Source organism: Marixanthomonas spongiae (genome assembly GCF_003095375.1).
GTDB lineage: Bacteria > Bacteroidota > Bacteroidia > Flavobacteriales > Flavobacteriaceae > Marixanthomonas > Marixanthomonas spongiae.
Genome location: NZ_QEHR01000001.1, coordinates 506,031 through 520,873 on the forward strand (window position 1 = coordinate 506,031; position 14,843 = coordinate 520,873).

At 38.4% G+C, this 14,843-nt stretch carries 17 protein-coding genes; 4 read left to right on the forward strand and 13 right to left on the reverse strand.

What is annotated here, in order from left to right; all coding sequences use genetic code 11:
- Nucleotides 1-2: 2 nt before the first annotated feature.
- The gene (locus DDV96_RS02390) at nucleotides 3-1,310 is read right to left on the reverse strand and encodes an NAD(P)/FAD-dependent oxidoreductase (RefSeq protein ID WP_116693122.1); all 1,308 of its coding nucleotides are present in this window, start codon (nucleotides 1,308-1,310) and stop codon (nucleotides 3-5) included.
- Between the two features lie 145 nt (nucleotides 1,311-1,455).
- On the opposite strand from DDV96_RS02390, the gene DDV96_RS02395 reads away from it, so the two are divergent.
- Nucleotides 1,456-2,457, forward strand: coding sequence for a glycoside hydrolase family 113 (locus DDV96_RS02395; RefSeq protein ID WP_116693123.1), 1,002 nt, complete (start codon nucleotides 1,456-1,458; stop codon nucleotides 2,455-2,457).
- Nucleotide 2,458: 1 nt separating this feature from the next.
- Here the strand turns inward: DDV96_RS02395 and DDV96_RS02400 are convergent, their stop codons facing one another.
- The 4 genes from DDV96_RS02400 to DDV96_RS02415 form a co-directional block, all read right to left on the reverse strand.
- Nucleotides 2,459-2,893, reverse strand: coding sequence for a hemerythrin domain-containing protein (locus DDV96_RS02400; RefSeq protein WP_116693124.1), 435 nt, complete (start codon nucleotides 2,891-2,893; stop codon nucleotides 2,459-2,461).
- A 123-nt stretch (nucleotides 2,894-3,016) separates the two neighbouring features.
- Entirely contained in the window at nucleotides 3,017-3,781 is a 765-nt protein-coding gene (locus DDV96_RS02405; RefSeq protein ID WP_116693125.1) for a TIGR04283 family arsenosugar biosynthesis glycosyltransferase, read from the reverse strand.
- 62 nt (nucleotides 3,782-3,843) lie between these two features.
- The gene (locus DDV96_RS02410) at nucleotides 3,844-4,647 is read right to left on the reverse strand and encodes a DUF547 domain-containing protein (protein ID WP_116693126.1); all 804 of its coding nucleotides are present in this window, start codon (nucleotides 4,645-4,647) and stop codon (nucleotides 3,844-3,846) included.
- A complete protein-coding gene (locus tag DDV96_RS02415; RefSeq protein WP_116693127.1) occupies nucleotides 4,644-5,567 on the reverse strand; it encodes a sterol desaturase family protein in 924 nt (307 codons plus the stop codon). The genes DDV96_RS02410 and DDV96_RS02415 overlap by 4 nt, the downstream gene beginning before the upstream one ends.
- A gap of 192 nt (nucleotides 5,568-5,759) precedes the next feature.
- Between DDV96_RS02415 and DDV96_RS02420 the strand changes: the two genes are divergently transcribed.
- The 3 genes from DDV96_RS02420 to DDV96_RS02430 all read left to right on the forward strand — a co-directional run bounded on the left by DDV96_RS02420 (nucleotide 5,760) and on the right by DDV96_RS02430 (nucleotide 7,495).
- Nucleotides 5,760-6,323, forward strand: a complete 564-nt coding sequence (locus DDV96_RS02420; protein ID WP_133240800.1) for a hypothetical protein — start codon at nucleotides 5,760-5,762, stop codon at nucleotides 6,321-6,323.
- A gap of 111 nt (nucleotides 6,324-6,434) precedes the next feature.
- Nucleotides 6,435-6,863 (forward strand): YybH family protein, encoded by a 429-nt coding sequence (locus DDV96_RS02425; RefSeq protein WP_116693129.1) that lies wholly within the window; start codon nucleotides 6,435-6,437, stop codon nucleotides 6,861-6,863.
- Between the two features lie 47 nt (nucleotides 6,864-6,910).
- Nucleotides 6,911-7,495 (forward strand): FEKKY domain-containing protein, encoded by a 585-nt coding sequence (locus tag DDV96_RS02430; RefSeq protein ID WP_116693130.1) that lies wholly within the window; start codon nucleotides 6,911-6,913, stop codon nucleotides 7,493-7,495.
- Nucleotides 7,496-7,523: 28 nt separating this feature from the next.
- Here DDV96_RS02430 and DDV96_RS02435 read toward each other — a convergent pair whose 3' ends face one another.
- From DDV96_RS02435 to hemW, 8 genes are all read right to left on the reverse strand, one after another.
- Nucleotides 7,524-8,519 carry a metal-dependent hydrolase gene (locus tag DDV96_RS02435; RefSeq protein WP_116693131.1) on the reverse strand — a complete coding sequence of 332 codons (996 nt, stop codon included), beginning with the start codon at nucleotides 8,517-8,519 and terminating at the stop codon, nucleotides 7,524-7,526.
- A 170-nt stretch (nucleotides 8,520-8,689) separates the two neighbouring features.
- Entirely contained in the window at nucleotides 8,690-10,462 is a 1,773-nt protein-coding gene (locus DDV96_RS02440; protein ID WP_116693132.1) for a MutS-related protein, read from the reverse strand.
- A gap of 8 nt (nucleotides 10,463-10,470) precedes the next feature.
- Nucleotides 10,471-10,830: an MmcQ/YjbR family DNA-binding protein gene (locus tag DDV96_RS02445; protein WP_116693133.1), complete on the reverse strand. Its 360-nt coding sequence runs from the start codon at nucleotides 10,828-10,830 to the stop codon at nucleotides 10,471-10,473.
- 1 nt (nucleotide 10,831) lies between these two features.
- Complete coding sequence (locus DDV96_RS02450; protein ID WP_165805943.1) at nucleotides 10,832-11,761, reverse strand: transglutaminase domain-containing protein; 930 nt, start codon at nucleotides 11,759-11,761, stop codon at nucleotides 10,832-10,834.
- Between the two features lie 19 nt (nucleotides 11,762-11,780).
- Nucleotides 11,781-12,407 carry a DUF4230 domain-containing protein gene (locus DDV96_RS02455; protein WP_116693135.1) on the reverse strand — a complete coding sequence of 209 codons (627 nt, stop codon included), beginning with the start codon at nucleotides 12,405-12,407 and terminating at the stop codon, nucleotides 11,781-11,783.
- A gap of 1 nt (nucleotide 12,408) precedes the next feature.
- Nucleotides 12,409-12,762 (reverse strand): DUF4260 domain-containing protein, encoded by a 354-nt coding sequence (locus tag DDV96_RS02460; protein ID WP_116693136.1) that lies wholly within the window; start codon nucleotides 12,760-12,762, stop codon nucleotides 12,409-12,411.
- Nucleotides 12,763-13,509: a cyclase family protein gene (locus DDV96_RS02465; RefSeq protein ID WP_116693137.1), complete on the reverse strand. Its 747-nt coding sequence runs from the start codon at nucleotides 13,507-13,509 to the stop codon at nucleotides 12,763-12,765.
- A 43-nt stretch (nucleotides 13,510-13,552) separates the two neighbouring features.
- Nucleotides 13,553-14,677, reverse strand: a complete 1,125-nt coding sequence (gene hemW / locus DDV96_RS02470) for a radical SAM family heme chaperone HemW (protein WP_116693138.1) — start codon at nucleotides 14,675-14,677, stop codon at nucleotides 13,553-13,555.
- Between the last annotated feature and the right edge of the window lie 166 nt (nucleotides 14,678-14,843).

Sequence of the window (14,843 nt, forward strand, 5' to 3'; positions counted from 1 at the left end):
AATTATGTGGTTACAGGTTGTTGGTCTTTATATGCTGAATAGATTTCGTTTTCATATCGCTTATAAAATTCAGGATCAAAATTGGCTTGTTTTAAATGCTGCATCACATAATCGACATCCCGGTTTTCATTGAGCCAGCGGTCAAAAACTTCGTGGCGCATCCGGATTCCGAAGGTATTTATGCCCAAAAATTCATTTGTTTCTTTGTGATAAGAAACGGTAACGGCCCGTAAATCGCTTTTACATTTCCAGTGGAATTGCGCTTCAAAATCCTTCCGTCGTTCTTTGGGCTGCACCCAACCGTAAGTTTGGTATTCAATATCGAAAAATTTGGCACTGTTAAACCAGTTTCCAGGGTTGTATTCCCACGGATTGCCGCAAATGGTTTGCGCCACCGTTTCGCCCATAATGCGGCCAGTGTACCAAACGGCTTCAACAGGAGGGCGGTTGCCAATGGGTTCGCGTTGTTGGGCACAATCGCCACTGGCATAGACGTCTCTTACGTTTGTTTCCAGTTTACGGTTGACCAAAATACCTTTATCGGTTTCAATCCCGGAATCTTTTAAAAATTTAATATTCGGTTTTACACCCGTAGTAATCCCTACTACTTTACACGGAATTTCCTCTCCTGTTTCTTTAACAATGACAGAGCGTACATTCCCATCCTCGTCACCTATTATTTTATCTAGATTGGTTTCATGACGGATGTCAACGCCGTGTGATTGAATATGCCGTGATAACATTTCAGCTTCACCGTGGGGCAAGGCATTGGTCCAAAAAGCTTCTTCACGAACCAACATGGTTACTTCTATTCCTCGGGTGCGGAGCATTTCGGCCATTTCCACGCCAATCAATCCGCCGCCTACAATAACGGCATGAGGGCACTCTTCTTTATTAGGGGCGTTTTTTTCCAGTTCTTCTAAATCTTGTTTGGTCACCAAACCCTGCACGCCGTTTAAATCGAGCCCTTCCCAACCATAGGTATTGGTGGTAGAGCCGGAAGCGATAATTAATTTATCGTATTGCGTGGTGCCCCCTTCAGCAAAATGAAGCGTTTTGGCATCGGTATCGACCTTCTCTACGTAGGCATTTTTAAGGTTTAAGTCGTTTTTCTCCCAAAAATAGCTTTCGTATGGTTCAATATCCCACCAGCGCATATGGCCCATATACACATACATAAGAGCCGTTCGGGAAAAAAAATAATCTGCTTCAGCAGAAATAAGGGTTACTTTTTTATCGGAATTTTTTCGAATATGTCGGGCTGCCGTTACGCCAGCAATGCCGTTGCCAATAATGACGATGTGTTCCATAGAATGAAAAGTGTTGCGTTTAGGTCGTATTTAAATGTACGGAATTACAAACAAACGAGATTTGAAATTAGGCCATAAGAACAATATCTTTTTCCTTATCAATAATTACCGTACTTTTCCGTGGCATTTATAGTAGCTTGTTTTAATGAAAAAATCACTTTTTATTTTTTATATATTGCTGAACTTTTGTGCAATTGCTCAACAAACAACAATTAAAGGCATCAGTTTTGTAGCCTCACGCGATTCCATTTCAGAAAAACACGTAACCCCTCTTGTACAGTTAAACGCCAATTATGCGGCCGTTATACCTTTTGGGTTTATAGAGCGGTTGGACCATCCAGAAATTTTATACAACACGGACCGGCAATGGTATGGCGAAACGATAGAAGGCACCAAACAGTATATTTTCAAGCTACAACAAAACAATATCAACGTGATGCTGAAACCTCAAATTTGGGTTTGGAATGGTGAATTTACCGGACATCTTTCCATGACTACGGAAGAAGATTGGAAACTATTGGAAGCCTCCTACCGCAACTTTATCCTCGATTTTGCGCGTCTTGCCAAAGAGACCAATGTCCCACTCCTATGTATTGGCACCGAATTAGAGCTATTCATTAAACATAGGCCCGCATACTGGACGCAATTAATTTCAGAAATTAAACAAGTTTATTCTGGTAAGTTAACGTATGCTGCCAACTGGGATGAGTACGCGCGTGTTCCTTTCTGGAACCAGTTGGATTTCATTGGCGTGGATGCGTATTTTCCTATTTCAGAAAAAGAAACACCAACATTGCAAGAAGCTAAATACGGATGGTCAACCTGGAAAAATGAACTGAAAACCGTTTCCAGAAAACACAACAAAAAAATACTGTTTACTGAATATGGCTACAGAAACACCGACTTTGCCGGGAAAGAACCTTGGCACAGTGGCAGAGAGCGAAAAACCGTAAACCACGACAACCAAGGTACTTTATTGGTCGCCCTTTTTGAAGAAGTTTGGCAAGAACCGTGGATGGCCGGCGGGTTTTTATGGAAATGGTTTATAGACCACGACAACTCTGGCGGTGGTCTTAATAATCAGTTTACAGTACAAAATAAACCATCACAATTGGTGGTGCAGTATTATTACGCGATTGATGAGTAGTTTATCGTTTTTCTTTCATCACCCGTAAGTATTCTTCACCAATGGAAACTTTCTGTTCTTCGGTAAAAACTTTTCCTGCTAATTGGAAAAATGTATGTTCTTCATCTTCTAAGTGGTGTTCTACTTTTTCGCAAAGCTGCTTGGCGTGAACCAACCAAGCGGGAGAATCTAAATCGGTTTCATCAATTTTTTCGATTAACTCGTCCATTTCATGATGTTCTGCAATTCCGTGACGGGCATGGTCTTGCATCATATCATTCTGAATAAGCGGACTGTAAAAGGTGCGTTCTTCGGCATCTGCGTGAACTTGCAATTCGTGTTTTAATTTTTCCCACATTTCTTTTCGGCCTTTGCTGTCGCCCGAAGTAGAGGTGACTAGCTTACACAATTCACGTTGTTTGTCGTGGTCTTTTCTTATTGCTTCAAAAATGTTCATAGTCGGTTTTTTTTTTGGTTTTGTACCCTCAAAATACAACCAACTAAGTTGTTCCAGTGTTTAGAAAATCATAAAATTTCAAGGAAGGAATCTTGAAGACGGTAATACAAGTAAATCATAAATTTATTTATCCGCAACAACCTTTCTTGGAGTTTCTACGGAAATGGTCTTTTCCTGCTTGTTATTACGTAAGTGCTTGCAATAATAGTCGAACAACTCGTCTGCATCGGCACCCAACCATTTTTTCACATAAATGGCCCAAAAGTGATATTGTACGTACCAAACTCCTTTTTCGCGGTACAATCGGGCGGAAGATGTCAATTTTTTATTAATGACCACAAAGTTGTTGCGTGCATAGAGTTCGTTAATGAGGATGTTATCTTCGTAAATTATATAGTTTTCATCGTAACCGCCTATTTCATCAAATAATTTACGCGTGATGAACTGACTTTGATCGCCGCCACGGCATGCGCGCCAACTAAACTTGGTCAACCAACTTGCCAACTGCAGCCACCAATGGTTACTGTCAAACTGCATCCTGAAACATCCTGCGGGGTTTCCACTTTCTACTTCGGAAATAATTAGTTTATCAAAATCTTTCGGGGGAAACGAATCGGCGTGAAGGAAATAAAGAATATTTCCTGTTGCGTGTTTGGCCCCCGTGTTCATTTGTTTGGCCCTTCCTTTTTCAGAAGAAAAAAACCTCACAGGATTTGAAAACCCGTGAGGTTTATAGTTTTTTGTTTTTTCTTGCGTACCATCGATACTCCCGCCGTCAGCAATGATGATTTCGGCTATATTTTCTTCAGAAGAAACCGTAGTTAGATGATCCAGTAAAGAAACTATGGTTGCTGCTTCATTTAAAACGGGAATAACAATACTGATCATAGGCTAAACTTACGAAATAAATAGCCCGGGAGTTTTATCCGGGCCAAATAACTTCAGAAAAATTATTTCTGTTCGTTCAACTCCCAATTATAATCTTTGTACTGTAACGCTACCCTCGGGTTGATTTCGGTGTCACTATACTTGTTTATAAAACCGATAACGTCTTTCCTTCCGTTTACGGTATAATCTTTAGCATACCATTTAAATATAGCTGAAACTTTAGGGTTATTGGCAGTAATGTCGTTTTTATCGCTATTGATAAACTCGCGGGTTACCTCATCTAACTGTTCATTGATTTTTGAAGCGGTATAGGCTTCGTCCAACAATTTTGGGCACGAAATGGAAGCACAGTTAATAGCAAAGTGAATACGGGGTTCGTTCATTTTACGAAGAATTCCGTTTTCAATACCTCCCAGGGACAATTCACGATCGCCTACGGGAATAAACCCTTTGGTAAAGGCGCCATCAATATCTTTTATACTTTTTACGGGGTAATTGTTCAATATAAGATCGACTGTGTAAGCATTGTATAAGTTTATGTAAAACGCCAATAATTCTTGAACGCTCCACTTATTGGTTGGTTCGGTTGCAGATAGTTTTTGAAGGTATTTGTTAAGGGCTTCACGGTCATTTTTAAAACCTTTATAATCGACCATTCCTTCTGAATCTACATGCTTTTTCAACAAGTTGTCCCAAGCTGAATGGTCAAAATTTACAGCAGAATTCGCTGTGGTGGAAGTTAATTCGCCTTTAACCTCTTTGGTTGGCTGTCCTTGGCTGGTCAATCCTGCTGCCGAAGTTAAGTTGCAACTTACCATTGAAACCAAAACAATTAATACTGCTGTTACTTTAATAAAATAGTTCATGATTTTTCTTTTTGTACCCTTATATACGGATACTTTCGTTTTTTGGTTTTTATGGGATAGATACTTTGGTGAATAAAGTGTTGCGGAAACTGTTCGTCCCCGTCAAAGCCGAGTTCTATATCCCTTCCGTTGTGCGGAATATGGTTTGTTCCAAAAAGATAATCCCAAATACTTAAACTAATGCCGTAATTAACACCGTATTTGGTGTGTTTTGGCAAAACTTTAGCGTGATGCCAAATGTGCATCTTCGGGTTATTGAAAATATATTTTAAAATTCCGTAGTCCCACCCCAAGTTCGCATGGTTAAGGTGGCCAATGGTTAAAGCAGTGAAATGGACAATCGCTACATCGGTTACATCAAACCCACCGATAATTGCCAATGGAATGTATAAAATGGATTTATAGACCACCGGTTCCATCCAGTGATAGCGCAAATGAGCCGCAAAGCCCATTTCCTTAACGGAATGGTGCACTTGATGGAATTTCCAAAGTATGGGCACGCTATGCAACAACCTATGGGTGTTCCATTGTACAAAATCTGAAACCAGAAAGAAGACCAAGAGTCCCAATCCATACGGTAAAGCATCGACATTTAGTAATTCAAAATCTGAAACGTGCAATCCAACCAACCCGAGAAAATCGTTAAACACAGCTGCCGTAGCATTAGATAAGAATATAAGTACAATCAAGTTCAGCAAAAAGAAGTTGAAGAACATATAAAAAGTATCCAACCAAAAGTCTTTACGGAACACTTTTTGGTTTTTCCGCCACGGGAACAGCAGTTCCAACAACCAAACCACTACCGACACGACAATAAGTCCGTAGAAATAATTTTCCCAATGGAAACGGGTGATCTCATCCAACAAATAGTTGAAATACCCTACATAAGAATCTTTAAATATCTGAAAATACTTTTCCATAGCAAACTATTGTACTTGTCGGATTTGTGGGTGCAAAATTACAGATTGTAAAAGTAAATTGGGGATTGTGTATCTTTATATTTCTATTTTAGGAAATTTAAAAGGCAATACATCCTAAACAGTAAACTAATTGAGTGTTGAGAAGTACCTTTTCAATAAATAAGACATTTTATGCTAAAAAACACTTCTAATTTGAAAAGAATAATCTGCATCTTAATTTTTTCATTTCTATTTTCATCTTGTTCCTCTAAATTAACTTACATCAAAGCGGAAGAAATTATAAATAAATATTACACAGCTCTTTCAGAAAAAGATATAAATTATCAAATTGAACAAGCGCCCGTTAGAACTATTAAGACAACATATGGAAGTAAGAATAAAGCCAGAAAGCATTTTGAAGATAAATTCCCGAAAGATAATAATGATACCACTATTCAGTATACTGATATATCAAATCTGTTAGTTTCAAATCTGAAAAAATGTTTTGGAAGAAAAATACACATCGTGACTTATTCTACTCATTCAGCTCAATTCGCCCCATATTTTAATGAAGACGCCAAGCAGTTTGTTGAAAAACAATATGGTAAAGAAAACTACTACTTTCATAAAAAGACGAAAATTTTAGAGATAACAAAAAGTGACAAAAAGGTAATTATATATGATAAAGACAGAAAGTGGAAAATCACAAGTTATGATTTTAAAAGTATTGAAAATGGTTATGGAGAGAAAGTCGCAAATTGCATAATTAATCAGTAAGATAAAAAAAACTTACCTTAACCAAGTACAATCGCAAATTCGGCAAATTCGACTAGTTTTGAGCAATTTTCAATCCTAAATATAGCATACATCACAATTAAAACCTATACAATGAAAAAACTACTATTCTTAATCACTTTTTTCACCCTAACCACAGCCTTTGCCCAAACCGAAGCCGAAGACAAAGCCGCGATTTTAACCGTCATGAAAATGCAAGAAAAAGCATGGTCCAATAACGATCTAGAAGGTTTTATGCAAGGCTATTGGAAAAGTGATTCCTTAAAATTTTATGGCAGTAACGGCCTCACCAAAGGCTGGCAACAAACGTTGGACAACTATAAAAAAGGATATCCAACGAAAGAACATTCTGGTATGTTAAACTTTACCATCAAGGACATTTCAAAAATTAGTGATGATAGTTATTGGGTCATGGGCGAATATCATTTAAAACGAAACCTAGGCGATGCCAATGGGGTGTTTATGATTATTTTCAAAAAAATTAATGGCGAGTGGAAAATTGTGGCGGATACGAGTTGTTAAGTTATAAGTAGGTATTTGGTATTAATTTTTTAATAAGAATAAAAAAAATGAAGAAGCTTACTTTAATAGTTTTATTAATAAACATTCCTTTATTGGGACAAACAAGTTTGAGTGAATTTTCAGTTAGTGGAAATCTCAAAGTATATTTTGGAAGTGAATCAATCTCGCCAAAATTTGCCTCAATAGTTTTACTTCCTAACAATCACATTACGGAAATTGATAGTTTAGGAAATTACAAATTTGACAACCTAAAAAGTGGAACATACAAAATAATGGTTATTGACTATAATCCGAATCCTAAAAAATTTAGATTTGAAATCGACTCATCTTCAATTTCAGATTTTAATTTAATTGTAGATGCAAATTGTGAAGTTAGTAAAGAGATCGCCGAACAAGATATTCAAAATGACAAACCAAGGTTGCTTTTAATTAGCGGTATAGCACCTTATGTATCTTTTGAAGACAATAAGTTCGCTAAAAAATATGGAATTATTTTCCAAGATTTTGGTGATACGCCACCAGCAGAAAACTGTGTAAAACAATATAATAGTACAGTTTTTGACTTTTTAGATAAAAAGTTTGGAAAAAAGTGGAGAGAAGAGGTAAGGGATGATGTTATCGGACTAAAATAAGTTGCCTCTGCTTACTGAATACTGAAATTTAGTTTCCCTTTACCCGTTCCCAAAGATCAGCCAACAATTTTTTGGCATCATCCCTGTTTTTGGGTTCTTCAACAACGTTTACACCTTTTGAAGTTGGCTCTAACCGGTAGCTAAACGCATATTTTTCGGTTTGTGGGTCCACGCTCAGTAACCCAAAACGTAAATCGTTAAAATAAATTTGGTTTTCCTTTTCAGAAATGGCGTACCAACCATTGGAAATCGCAATAAGACGCTGTACTTTATTTTCTTTCTTTAAATCGCCTAAGGCTGCATGATTCTTGGGATGCCTATAAAACTGAATGGGTTTGCTATCAAAAAAAGAGTAATCGCCAATTAAAAAAGCATCGTCCACCTCAACATTGGCGGTCCAAAGAATGGTGTTAAACGGACTCGGTTTGGTTTCAACAGCTTTGTAGGCAATGTTTTGTTGGTTCAATGCGTTGGTAAATTTATGATATGTAATTCCTTTTAAGATCAAGGTGATCGCCATATAACCACTACTTATTATCAGGCCAGCATTGTTTATTTTACGGCGTTTTTCAGTTCCCCGTTTCAAGAAAGCCGCCCAGATCACACATATTAAAAACGGCAATGTATATAATGGATCGATCACAAATATATTTTTGTACGCCAAGCGAAGGTCAAAAGGCCAAAACAGTTGCGTGCCCCAAGTGGTATGCGCATCGAGCAACGGATGCGTGATAAAACACATAAACCACAACCAGTACCATTGTTTAAACGTAGCACGTTTTTCGTATAAGGAAGTAAGCCAAGCAAAAAAACCGCCAAAAACCACCGAAAACACAATGGAATGCGTAAACCCACGGTGCATTTCCAAAGCGGTGACCGTATCAACAAAATTGCTGGACAACACATCCAAGTCTGGAATGGTGCCGGCGATGGCTCCGTACAACATGGCTTTGTTGCCCATGGTTTTTCCAAGGGTGGCTTCCCCTACCGCGGCGCCTAATACAATTTGGGTCAATGAATCCATTCAATAATTAATTTATACTTACTAAGAAATTTCAAAAAGAGGTTTCGACTGCGCTCAACCAGACAAAGATAATCCACTTATTTTTTTACCTCTTTCTTTATAAACGTTTATAAAAATTTTCTGCTTTTGTAATTTGTTTTTTGAATATTGGAATTTTCCCCGTAAGGGGTCTAATCAACAATTTCCATTTTCTTCAGCAGAAAAGAGGCATTCATATTTTGGCAAATTCCGGGTTTGAAGGTGTAATCAAAAAACAGCTCGTCATCTTCAATCCGGGCATCGAAAAAGTAGTTTTTTACCTGCGGGATGCTTTCAGAAACTTCACACAAACTTAAATCGTGCGTGGCAATGATTCCTGTGGCGTTTCCAGCGACTAATTTCTCCACAAACTTTTTAGAACCAATCGCTTTATCGGTGCTATTGGTGCCTTTTAATATTTCGTCCAGAATAATAAAGTATTTATCGGTTTTAATTTTTTCAACAATAAATTTTAACCGTTTCAGCTCACTGAAAAAGTACGACTCGTCGTCCGTTAAACTATCGGTCGTCCGCATACTGGTAATGAGTTTAATGGGTTGATACGTCGATTTTGTGGCACAAACCGGAAGCCCCACATTTGCCATGACAATTTGCAAAGCGACCGTACGTAAAAAGGTGCTTTTCCCCGCCATGTTAGCACCGGTGACAATAAAAAATTCTTCCGAAGCTATTTTAAAATCATTTCGCACCAACTTGTTAGGGTCTAACAACGGGTGTCCGGCGCCATCTGCTTGCAATTGTGTATTCGAAGTTGCAATTGATGGAAAAACGTGATGCGGATGGTTAAAAACGTAATTGGCCAAGGTGTTGTAGGCATCAAAGAAAACAATGCTATCTATCCATTTCTCAACGTGTTCGCTATGTTCTGAAATCCATTTTTCGATATTGTACGATTGCCTAAGGTCGCGCAACATAAAACCATTGGCAACAACGCCCACCAAAAGGTTGCTACGTTGGTCCAATGCATCCAAGTGCTTGGCAAATTGTTTTAAGATGGTAGAGGCTTTTTCGGTTTCGCTTACAACGGTTTTCTTTTTTTCGGAAAGTAAACTACTGCTGAAATCTTCTGTTTCAATTTCCAATAACAACTTATGAAACTGTTCAAACGTACTTTGTATTTTAGCCGTATGCTGTGATAAATCGTTTACTTTTTTCAAATAGCGTCCGCTAATAACAAGGCCGAGCAAAAACCAGCCGAACACAATATATCCCGAAATAAAACCTGAAAAATAGGCGACTAAAAGACCCAATGAAATAATAGAAAAAACGGTAGAACCCACTTTTATCCAATTCGGGACAAAGCTTTTATAACTGTTCAACCAATTTAAAACAGTGTTTGCTGAAACTTCCGTTTTTACCAACGAAGCCACCGCCGAAAAATGCTGTCGCCACGTTGCCTTTTTAGCTAATTCTTGAATGGCTTCTTGTTTCTTGGTGATGTTATCAATATCGTTTTCAGTAAGCAGATGCGCCAAGTGGTCTGAACCACTTTCCAAAGCCGTTCTATTGATATATTGGTAAAAAGAACCTCTTCCGAACAAATCAATATCCTGACTAAATTCATGCTCCGGATTTTTATAGCTGTCTCCATCCGGCAAATGATGGAAGGCTCTGTTAAGCACTTCCAGTTCAACGTTATTGGTTTCAAGCAAGGCTTTGGTAACATCACGTTTGTACTGTAAATTACTATGACGTGACACCAAAAACACAAACAGCGCAATGCCTCCCAAGATGATGGCGATTACAAGTTTTGTGTTTCCGAAGGTAAAATAAACCCCTGCGCACAACGCCAAAAAAACCAACAATCGAAACGTTCCGGAAAAGGCTAGTTGCTTTTTAAGGGTTTTAAGGGTTTCGGTATGTTTGGTTATCTGTTCTTTATAAAACGATTCGGGTTTCTTCATTTTTCTTTTTATAGCTTTTCTAATTCCGCTTGTACTTTTTTTGTCAATCCTTGCACTACCAAATTATACGAATGGTCAATTAATTCTAGTAGCAAATCAGCAGGAATGTTGCGTTCCAATTCGACGGTGTTCCAATGTTTTTTGCTCATATGATAACCGGCTGTGATAAGTCCATCGTATTCCTCTCTCAATTCTATGGCGCGTTCTGGGTCACATTTTAAGTTGGCGGTAGCGGGCATTTTTTCCAAAGCACATAACGCAAACATCTTATCCATTACTTTAAACACCAACACATCTGGACCAAACGGCAAGGATTCGGTCACGCCTTTTTTTGACAGACAATACTCTCGGAATGCTTCAATATGCATACTAATCAATTTTATAGCCTAACGCTGGTTGGTCGTCAAAATAGATTAAAAGTGTGGAAACACCTAATTGCAAAGGAACTTTAAAGTTGATGACATTCGCTTCTTTTTTAATTTCTGAAATAACAATCGGCTCCTTTCCGAAGGAATACGAAATACTTGAAGGATTACTATTTCGAATTTGAAAATCAATAATCCCATCATCATCTTCCGAAGAAATAACGCCAGTTAACGGTTTTTCCACGTCTTCCCTTCGTAGCGTTTCCGGAATGATAATCGGCATATTGGCAAATACTTCCTTTGAGATTACCGCATCGATCAACGCATCTTCATATAGCGCCGGATAATGCGTTTTAAAAAACAGTTTAGGGGGTGTTTTATAATAAAAATAGGTTGGCTCTTTTATAAATTTTCCATTGTATTTTCCAGCGCCCCACGTGGGATCGAACAGATATTGCTTTCCATCAATGGTGGCGATGTTCCACATGTGGTTTTTTTTAAACGGACGGCCAATATCATTAAAACTGGCTTTGATATCGCCACGCACCAAGTAGTTTTTAATTCCCTGAAGTTCACATAAACGTTCAAAAAGCATCGCATAGCCTTCACAAACGGCGATTCCTTTTTGTAAAGTACGTTCGATTATTTTTTTGCGGGTGGCTTCTTCCTTTTGGTTGCGCTCCCTAAAATTTTTAAAGTTATAATTGAATTTTTTGTATTCCGAAGGTTCATACGCCACATTGTTTACAATCCACGTATAAATGGCGCGGACCTTATCTTCTTCGGAAGTAAAATCGCGGGAGATAAATTTTGAAAGCTGTTCTGGGTTGTCAAACTTTTTAGGATATAACTGAATGGTGGCGGCTACCTGTTCGTAGTTTTGGGCTTTTGCAGAAAATAAAACGCTCCAAAAAAGCAAGCAGAAAACTATCAAATTTAAATATGAATACCGCTTACTTTTCACTTCTTTCTGAAATTTTTTCCTGAGCGTTGCGATCTGTTTCCAAAGCCGAATAATCCAGTTTCCAATTGATGGTTTCCACTAGTTTTTCCATCAGTTTTATGGTTTCCATCGCTTGATTGGATGCTTCGAGCAACAAACCACTGCTTGGCACTTTATCTATAATATGTTGTTTGGCTTCGCGGTTTATGTCGGTTAAATCGGATGACGTAAAGGGGTTTGCCCAACCTTCGCGCTTATCGTAATATTTAAAGTCGGTTTCGATGGTCATCAGTTCGGGTTGGGGGAAGTTGGTGAGGGTGATGGTTTTATTTTTGGTGTCGGCATTCATATTGATTTTCGTAAGATCGAAACCAACATGTGCTTTCGCTTCAATTAAAATAAGCGCTTTTTTCTTTCCCAAAATCACGTTTAGCCACTTGTCTTTTACGCTTTCGTAGTGATAGATTTCAGAAAAATCGCCTTCCACCGTAATAAACTTACAGACACTGCGAATGCGCTCCATCAATACCACCGACTGCGAATGCACTTTCTCTTTTTTCCGTGAACCTACAAACCAAGAGAAAATGAAGTACGCCACTACGGCTCCGGCGGCCAAGCCTATAAAAAGTAATTCCATATTAGTTGTTTCCTATGCTTCCTAAATGTGTGTTTTTAAAACTATCTGGATATTTTAAGCCATACCCAAAAATCCGATCCATTGCTGAATGGGAAAACAAAATAACCCCTATTAAGGTACAAATTTCGCCAAAATAAAGTATTCCCACTACAATTAACAGGATTGCGATTGCTTTGTGATGAAATAAATTATACGTAACCGCTCCCATTCTCGGGTTTATGGTATACCCTAACATACCAATATCGGGCACTAACAATAAGGCTGGAAAAACCCACCACGAGAAATCCAATTGCGAGAACAAGAAGATTCCGAATATAAATTGAGCAAGCTCTTCAATTTTAAGGATTGTTTTCATCTAAATATATTTATACAAAACCGGTTTACTGGGCGACGCATCGTTATGAAACGACGCTATTTGCAGGTTGAGCAAATAGCTTCCGTCTTTCACCTGGTTGGGCACGTAAATAAATTCGGTTATGGTAGTTTTGTGCCTTGGCTTTTCAGGATAATTCCAAAAAGCTTTGTGCGCCAACAGTTTTCCCTCGTCTTTTTCTTTATCTACTGAAGGTAAATCGATCAAGAGATGTTGTACGCCTTTTTCACGTAACAACAACGCGGCCTCTTCGTGCAAATAAGGCCAATTGGTGCGCGACCACTGCTTTTCTTTTTTTTCTGAAGTATTTGGCAACGTCCTAATGACAACCGCTTCGGGGTTTTTATCTTTTAGTGCCACTTCAATTTCGCAAACCGGTATAATTTCATCATCGCCTATTTTTTCGGGAACGACCGAAATCACTTCCGCCGAAAAAAAGAAGGTCTTCAATACTTCGTTTATTGAATGGAATTCTTTTGAAATATGCCCCACACATTCCGTATGCGTTCCGTGGGCGTGCGGATTAAAGGCAATGTTATTGAAATTAACCGAAGCCCCTTCGCTTACTTTCGCCACCCAATCGTCCATTTTAACGGGTTTGATTTTAGGCGGTTGTAAATACCAGGCTTCCGGGTTTTTTTCTGAAGCCCGCAAAGGAATCGAAAGGTCTAAAGGCTTCGAAAGATCGATTGTTTTTAATGTTCCGTCTATGTTAAAAGTGGCGCGCAAGTACTTGGTTTTTAAAAATGTAATATACGATTCTATTGTGAGATTAATCTGTTAAAAACAAATCGGACGCGATGCCATCGCTTAAAAACTTCCCTTTTTTGGAAACTTTAAGCGAATTGTCTGCTATTATAAGCATTCCTTTTTTTAAATGCTCATTAGCTTGCTCTAGCGCATACTCTTTGTATTTTCTTCCGAAAGAATCTTCCAATTTATCCAACGAAACTCCCCATTTGGTACGCAGACCGGTCATAATGTATTCGTTGTAACGGTCTTTTACAGATAAAGTTTCCTGCTCCTGTGGAAGTTTCCCAGCTGCAATGGCCTTGATGTATTTGGTGTTGTTGGCCACATTCCAACTACGGATTTTGCCATCAAATCCATGTGCTGATGGACCAATACCCAAATACGGTTTTCCTTGCCAGTAGGCGGTATTGTTTCGAGAGTGATAGCCGGGTTTTCCAAAGTTTGAAAATTCGTAGTTTTCAAATCCGGCGATTTCGGTTTCTTTGAGCAGCGTTTTGTAATGCGCTTCAGCCACGGCATCTTCAACGGGCAGAACAATCCCTTTTTCGATGAATTTTTTTAAAGCGGTTCTTGGTTCTACCGTCAAGGCATAACATGATAAATGTGGAATATTAAGTGAAATGGCGGTATGCAAGTTTTGTTTCCAACGGTCGTTGGTCATTCCAGGAATACCATAAATTAGGTCGATGCTTATATTATTAAAGTGTTTTTTTGCTTCTTCAATGCACAGAAAAGCTTCTTTTTCATTGTGGGCGCGGTTCATTAAGGTTAAATCTGCTTCAAAAAAAGACTGGACGCCAATGCTTAACCGGTTTATTGGACTGTTTGCTATGGTTTCAATTTGGTTCTTTGTTAAATCGTCTGGGTTGGCTTCAAGGGTGATTTCAGCATCGGGAGCTACCGTAAAATTTTTAAATATCGTTTCAAACAGCTGCTTTAATTCTTCTGAAGTAAGCAATGACGGTGTTCCGCCACCAAAATAAATAGTCTGGACGGTTTCAGTTACTTCTTTTTTCCGAAGGATTAATTCTTTGCATAACGCATCGACCATTGCTCCTTTTTTCTTCACGGATGTCGAAAAATGAAAATCGCAATAATGACACGCTTGTTTACAAAAAGGAATATGTAGGTAAATTCCGCTCATTGAATACTAAAAAGGATTCTATTGTTGTTTTTGGCAAAAATACGCTATATTTTACGGCAATGCAGGTCTAAACACCTTAGATTTAGAAAAGACCTCACCGATTTTTGAAACCTGTGAAGTCTAAAATCACATTACTTTTTTAACACTGGCTGGAATAAAAATACAA

Bases quoted from the DNA above. Each gene is read 5' to 3' on its own strand.
- DDV96_RS02415 (WP_116693127.1), bottom strand. From the start codon at position 5,567: ATGGAAAAGTATTTTCAGATATTTAAAGATTCTTATGTAGGGTATTTC.
- DDV96_RS02440 (WP_116693132.1), bottom strand. From the start codon at position 10,462: ATGAAGAAACCCGAATCGTTTTATAAAGAACAGATAACCAAACATACC.
- DDV96_RS02425 (WP_116693129.1), top strand. From the start codon at position 6,435: ATGAAAAAACTACTATTCTTAATCACTTTTTTCACCCTAACCACAGCC.
- DDV96_RS02455 (WP_116693135.1), bottom strand. From the start codon at position 12,407: ATGGAATTACTTTTTATAGGCTTGGCCGCCGGAGCCGTAGTGGCGTAC.
- DDV96_RS02435 (WP_116693131.1), bottom strand. From the start codon at position 8,519: ATGGATTCATTGACCCAAATTGTATTAGGCGCCGCGGTAGGGGAAGCC.
- DDV96_RS02430 (WP_116693130.1), top strand. From the start codon at position 6,911: ATGAAGAAGCTTACTTTAATAGTTTTATTAATAAACATTCCTTTATTG.
- DDV96_RS02445 (WP_116693133.1), bottom strand. From the start codon at position 10,830: ATGCATATTGAAGCATTCCGAGAGTATTGTCTGTCAAAAAAAGGCGTG.
- DDV96_RS02405 (WP_116693125.1), bottom strand. From the start codon at position 3,781: ATGATCAGTATTGTTATTCCCGTTTTAAATGAAGCAGCAACCATAGTT.
- hemW (WP_116693138.1), bottom strand. From the start codon at position 14,677: ATGAGCGGAATTTACCTACATATTCCTTTTTGTAAACAAGCGTGTCAT.
- DDV96_RS02400 (WP_116693124.1), bottom strand. From the start codon at position 2,893: ATGAACATTTTTGAAGCAATAAGAAAAGACCACGACAAACAACGTGAA.
- DDV96_RS02390 (WP_116693122.1), bottom strand. From the start codon at position 1,310: ATGGAACACATCGTCATTATTGGCAACGGCATTGCTGGCGTAACGGCA.
- DDV96_RS02460 (WP_116693136.1), bottom strand. From the start codon at position 12,762: ATGAAAACAATCCTTAAAATTGAAGAGCTTGCTCAATTTATATTCGGA.
- DDV96_RS02410 (WP_116693126.1), bottom strand. From the start codon at position 4,647: ATGAACTATTTTATTAAAGTAACAGCAGTATTAATTGTTTTGGTTTCA.
- DDV96_RS02395 (WP_116693123.1), top strand. From the start codon at position 1,456: ATGAAAAAATCACTTTTTATTTTTTATATATTGCTGAACTTTTGTGCA.